This window comes from Candidatus Villigracilis sp. (assembly GCF_057083605.1).
The window spans coordinates 37858-43857 of record NZ_JBXMTI010000002.1; the positions used below are offsets into that span (position 1 = coordinate 37858).

Here is a 6000-nt window from a genome sequence, read left to right on the forward strand (position 1 = left end):
GTACATATAACGTCTATCTGCTTTGTTTTATATGGTAATGACGACATTTCCCTTTTTATGTCCCTGCTCAACATAGCGATGCGCCTCAACCATCCGTTCCAATGGATAGCGTCTATCAATAACCGGTTTTATCTTTCCCGCTTCAACCAGCTCCTTGAGTAAAATTAAATCTTCAAACTGAAACTTTGGACTGCCATCATCGACTGTTATATGTTTCCCATTCGACGTTAGCGCATTTTCGCACTGTAATTTTGCTTTTCTTTTTCCAACAGCATTAAAGATAAAGTCATAACGTTCGCCTCTCGTTGTAAAATCCTCTTGTGTGTAGTCAATGACTGTATCGGCTCCCAGAGATTTCACCAGTTCCAAATTTGTCGTGCTGCAAACCCCGGTAACGGTTGCTCCAAAGTATTTGGCTAGCTGTACGGCAGCAGTACCAATTGCGCCAGAAGCGCCATAGATCAAAACTTTTTGCCCGCTTTGGATGTTTCCCTTTTTCAGAAAATGCAGGGCTAACATTCCCCCATAGGGAATTGCGGCGGCTTCCTCATAGGTTACATTGGACGGTTTCAGTACGATTAGACTATCTTCAGGCAGGCACATATATTCGGCATAAGCACCCCAGCGCGGCCGAAAAACGGATTTGATGGTAAACCCAAAGACCTGATCGCCTGCTTTGAATTGCTTTACGTTTTTGCCCGCCAATTCAACATCCCCAGCCAACACCCCGCCTAATATGGGATTTCTTGGTTTGTTAAAACCCAGCAACAGGCCGGCCATTAATCCCTTCAGCTTCCGAGCATTAGGATTCAGTCGCCGCATGATACAGTCGCTGGCAGTCACTCCTGTCGCGCGGATTTTTATGAGCACTTCATTATTTTTAGGGGCAGGTTTTTTCACCTCTTGGAGTTGAAGAACCTCCGGTGGGCCATATTTTGTGCATATGATTGCTTTCATGAGTATTCCTCCAGTGTTGTTTTGATTTGACGATAAGAAATTTTGAAATATTGATAAGTTTCTGAATAGCTTCGCTTCAATTTTCTGCCTGACAGTTGATACGCCTGCCTGACCGGGCCCAACGCGATTGACCGAGAGCAGGGGAATTCCCAAGTCACGCACTTTTTTGAGCAATCCATGCAACGCGGCCTGGTCAACTAACGGCCCGGTCAGAAGCGTATCGCCGTTGTCTTGCAGAGTAATGGTCAGGCCGTCAAACCAATCTGTCCATTGATGGCTCAGATGGCCTTCGATCTTGATTTGATAGACCATGGATTGACTCGGGTCAGAGTTTGGGTTGAGGTTGTTTGACATGATCCTGTACTTGATGTGGCCCGTCTTATGCGTCTGTGCCACTTGCTCAATGTACAAGGAGTCTATCTGCGTAAGGTGTTAGCAGATAGACACGAAAGTGTTGTTTGGGGTGTTGTTTGGGTGTTAATGAGAGGGAGCGTTAATTTCTTTATGTCCCCGTTGCGAATAATTCTTTAATTTAGCGTCAATAATGGATAAGGGAATGTGTCATGCTGAGCGCCGCTTTTCAGGCGCGAAGCATCTCGTGACTTACTTTCGAGACCCTTCAGTCGCTGAAAAGCGCTCCTTCAGGGTGACACAACGGCCTAATTCCAGGTGCTAAGCACGCTAAGTTTTAGAGTTTTTCTTCGCGATCTTTGCGGGCTTCGCGGTTCATTTTTGGTATTTTTACAGCAAACCCAGCTCGCGGGCGCGGGCAACAGCTTCGGTGCGTCTTTGCACTTGCAGTTTGTCAAAGATTTTCCGATTATGCCCTTTAACAGTATCCAGTGCCAGAAAAAGCTGTTTGCCAATCTCGTCGTTTGAGAGTCCCTGGGCGATGAGTTGCAGTACTTCCAACTCACGTTGACTCAATGGCTCAGTCAAAGGCTGGGCCAAGGATGGGTTAGGCTTGTCTTGACTCTTTAATTTCTCAACTTCAAATGCAGCCAGCAGTTTACCTACATAGTCCGGCATCATCCCACGGGCAGCTGCTTCGGACAATAGTTGAGCTATCGGCAATCCTTCATCAACAAAGATACGGATGAAACCGCCCGGCTCTGCCAATGTCAGCGCCTCACCCAGCAATTGCACAGCCCGATCAGTTTCGCCCTGCGCATGATACGCGACCACTTGTAGGATCATCAGCTTGAGCCGTTCATCCTGCCAGTTCTTTTCATCTACCTGTTGACGCAACGGCTCCAGCACGGCTAAAGCTGATGGTGGGTCTCCCTGCGCCAGATGTACCCGCGCCTGGCTGATTGGTAGGTTGTGCGTCTGAGCCAGTTGCATTGCTGCATCCAAATTGCCCTGGCGAAGCAAGATCAGCACTTGTGCGGCAGCAACTTCAGGGATGCGATGTACAAAGTTCTTCTGGCGCGCGGACTGATTAGCCTGAGCCAGCATAGCAGCCGCGCCATCCACATCACCCTGGGTCAGTTTGAGGCGGGCAAGAAACACCTCGCAGATTATGAAGCGGTCAATCACGCTTTCATATTGCCGCGCCAGGTGGAGGCTCTGTTGCCCATACTGTTCAGCAGCATCCAGATCATTCCATTCATAGAATATGCGGGCCAGGCCAAGATGCGCTTCGTTGATAATCTGAAGTGGCTGGTCACCCGTCAATTGCAGCACACGCTGATAAGTCTCCGCCGCTTGAGGCAGCTGGTTATCTGCTTCCTGCACGTTGCCCAGGCCGAGTGTCGCTAATATGGTAATGAAGGTAGCCCTGCCTGCCTGGCTGAGAGAGATGGATTCATTAAGAGCCTGGCGGGCTGCGGCACGATCTCCCTGGAACAGGTAGGCAACCCCCAGCGTCCAGTTAGCGCTGGCGCGGGTAGGCAGGTTGTCGGGCGGCAAATGCTCAAGTGCCCTGCGTGACTCAGTAATGACGACAGGCGCCTGATACTTTGTGAGAGCCAATACAGCCCTGGCAGCGGCGATTTGTCCGGTAAGGCTTCGGGTCTTATTGTCCGCCTCGACCCCTTGCAGGGCGGCTTCAGCAGCATCTAGTTTTTCTCCCACGCCGGTTGTTTGACCACTAATCAACAGCAGCGAGGCATGCCTCCACCACAACGAGGGCCTGGCATTCATCACAGTTGTTGGCAGCGACTCCAGCCAGTCTAATATGGTGGTCACCGCGCCGCGAAGATGCAGGGGGATTCCCCGGCCTTGAATGAGACGCTCGGCGCGCTCAATATCATTCCCAGCAGCCGCATGATGAAAGGCTTCAAGGTCAAGGCCATTGTCTTCATACCACTGGCTCGCCCGGATGTGTAATTCGCTCACTCGGATATCTGAATCCGCTGTCCCTGAGGCTGAGGCGAGGCTTTGATGCAGACGCTGCCGCAGCAAATCGGCAAAGAGATGATGATAGCGATACCAACGCCGCTCGTTATCCAACGGAATGATAAACAGGTTGACGCTTTCGATATATTCCAGGGTTTTCTGCCCGGACGTAGAAGAGTCAAGCAGAACAGCATCGCAAAGCGGACCGCACATGCGGTCAAGAATAGATGTGTGAAGCAGGAAGGTCTGGATGTTTTTAGGCTGCTGGTGCAGGACTTCTTCGACCAGATAGTCCATCACGAAATGGTGGCTGCCTGTGAAAGATTTGATGAAGCTGGTAACGTCTTTGTACCCCTGCATTGAAATTGCGGCTAATTGGAGGCCGGCAATCCAGCCTTCGGTTCGGTCTTCCAATGCGGCGATGTCTTCTGCCGAGAGGTTGAGCCCCATCACCTGGTTGAGAAACCCAACGGCTTCGGAGAGGGTAAAACGCAAATCTGTGACTCGCAGTTCGGTCAACTGGCCTTGGGCGCGTAAGCGGGCCAGGGGTAGATCTGGGTCTTCACGCGTGACGATGACCAGGTGCATTTGCGGAGGCAGGTGCTCGATCAGAAAGGTGAGGGCAATGTCAACAGAGTTGTTGTCAACCACGTGGTAATCGTCAAGCACGAGGATGAAATTATCTGGGATGGTAGTGATCTCATTGAGCAGGGTTGTCAGAATCGATTCGGTTGGCGGCGGCTGTGGAGATTGAAGCGCACTTAATACCCCTTCTCCAATATTCGGCTTAAGTGTTTGCAAAGCAGCTACAAGGTAAGTCAGAAAACGTGCAGGGTCGTTATCCCCTTCGTCCAGAGAAAGCCAGGCCACTTGATTTACGATTTTGGATTTTGGATTGACGATTTGTCTCTCGTTGGCGGCATCCAATCGTAAATCGTCAATCGTCAATCGTAAATCGCTAACCCAGGCGCTGACCAGCGTGGTTTTACCAAAGCCGGCAGGGGCAGAGATCATGGTCAGCTTGCGGCGCAGGCCTTCATTCAATCTTTCGATAAGGCGGGGGCGTGAGACAATTTTAAGCCGAGGCGGGGGGAAATAAAGCTTAGTGGCTAAAATTGGCAGAGACATGGATTAATTATAAGACAAACATACTCTAAAATTCAAAACGCGGTTTTTTGAGGTGCCGCAGACTGGCGATCATGATCAAATTTTCCCGGTCAGACTGATCGACTGCCGCAACGCCAAATCCGTTTACGTCTTCCATTTTAGGACTCCTTTATTTAGTGGTTCTGTTCCACAGTAATGACTATTTTTCCTTTGGCGTGTCCTTCTTCAATGTAGCGGATCGCTTCGGCAGTCTCACTTAATGGATAAACTCTATCGATCACGGGGACGACTTTGCCGCTTTCAAGAAGTTCCTTGATAAAAAGCAGATCTTTTTTGTTTGAGTACGCTGTCTTCATCAAACCGACTTGCTTCCCGCCAAAAAGTATAAATTGGAACAAACGTGATAGGGATGTAAACCCGGCGACGGAACAAATTCCATTGGGAGTTAATGCGCGCTTGTAATCTGCCACCGAACGATTTCCCACAGCATCAAAGATCAGATCATATTGTTTGCCGTTTTTTGTAAAATCCTCCTGGGTGTAATCGATGACATGGTCTGCGCCAATCGAGCGCGTTATATCCAGTTTGCTTGTGCTGCAAACGCCGGTTACTTCAGTCCCGAACGATTTGGCGATCTGCACTGCAAACGTACCCACACCACCAGATGTACCATTGATCAATACTTTTTGTCCGGCCTGAATTTGTCCTTTATCACGCAGACCCTGCAAAGCAGTGAACGCCGCTAAAGGAACAGCTGCTGCCTGCTCGAATGTCATGTTGGCTGGTTTCAACGCCAATGCATCTTCAATGCTGCATACATATTCTGCGAAAGTACCAAACCCATCCAAAGGCAATTCACCGAACACATCATCTCCCACCTGAAATTGCGTTACGTTTTTGCCGACCACTTCAACACGCCCCGCCAGGTCTGCGCCAAGTCTGGGATTTTTGGGCTTGAAAAATCCATTGGAGAGGCGGGCCAGGAACGGTTCGGCTCGCATGGTATGCCAGTCAGCAGCGTTTACAGATGCTGCGTAAATTTTGACCAGGATTTCATCGTCTTTGGGTGTAGGTTTTTCTACATCCTTGAGTTGAAGAACATCCGGTGGCCCGTATTCTGTGAATAGTATGGCTTTCATGATTCTCCTTATTGCTAAAATGCTGCCTTCAAACTAATTCTTTGTTTACGCACTTCATCACAAAAAGTTTCCATAAGGGACTGTGCAACAATTAGATCATTAGACAAATACACCTTCAGCTTTTTAGCTGAAGGTGTATTTGTCTTGTGCGTTGACAATTTGTTTTTCACCCCCGTTTTTTATACGTCCTCATCGCAAAGACATAAGCCACGAGCATAATCCCGACGCACCACGCAAGCGCGCCCCATATATCATTGCCCACCGGCTGATTTGACAGCAGCGCACGGATGGCGTCCACGATCGGGGTCACCGGCTGGTTTTCGGCAAAGGCGCGAACAGCCGTCGGCATCGACTCGGTCGGTACAAACGCCGAGCTGATAAACGGCAGGAAGAGCAGCGGATAGGAGAAAGCAACTGCACCGTCCATCGATCTTGCGGACAGCCCGGCAGTCGCCGC

Annotated in this window: 4 protein-coding genes; all 4 read right to left on the minus strand. The window is 49.8% G+C overall.

Features of this window, described 5'->3' with window-relative positions; all coding sequences use genetic code 11:
• Positions 1-27: 27 nt before the first annotated feature.
• Positions 28-957, minus strand: coding sequence for an NAD(P)-dependent alcohol dehydrogenase (locus tag AC14M5_RS00515; protein WP_484027660.1), 930 nt, complete (start codon positions 955-957; stop codon positions 28-30).
• Between the two features lie 741 nt (positions 958-1698).
• Complete coding sequence (locus tag AC14M5_RS00520) at positions 1699-4425, minus strand: winged helix-turn-helix domain-containing protein (RefSeq protein ID WP_484027654.1); 2727 nt, start codon at positions 4423-4425, stop codon at positions 1699-1701.
• Positions 4426-4577: 152 nt separating this feature from the next.
• Positions 4578-5543 carry an NAD(P)-dependent alcohol dehydrogenase gene (locus tag AC14M5_RS00525; protein WP_484027655.1) on the minus strand — a complete coding sequence of 322 codons (966 nt, stop codon included), beginning with the start codon at positions 5541-5543 and terminating at the stop codon, positions 4578-4580.
• Positions 5544-5709: 166 nt separating this feature from the next.
• Positions 5710-6000 (minus strand): ABC transporter permease (locus AC14M5_RS00530; RefSeq protein WP_484027656.1); only part of this gene is annotated, 291 nt, incomplete at its 5' end.

Excerpts from the sequence above, each read along its gene's own strand:
- AC14M5_RS00525 (WP_484027655.1), bottom strand. The coding sequence starts at position 5,543 with ATGAAAGCCATACTATTCACAGAATACGGGCCACCGGATGTTCTTCAA.
- AC14M5_RS00520 (WP_484027654.1), bottom strand. The coding sequence starts at position 4,425 with ATGTCTCTGCCAATTTTAGCCACTAAGCTTTATTTCCCCCCGCCTCGG.
- AC14M5_RS00515 (WP_484027660.1), bottom strand. The coding sequence starts at position 957 with ATGAAAGCAATCATATGCACAAAATATGGCCCACCGGAGGTTCTTCAA.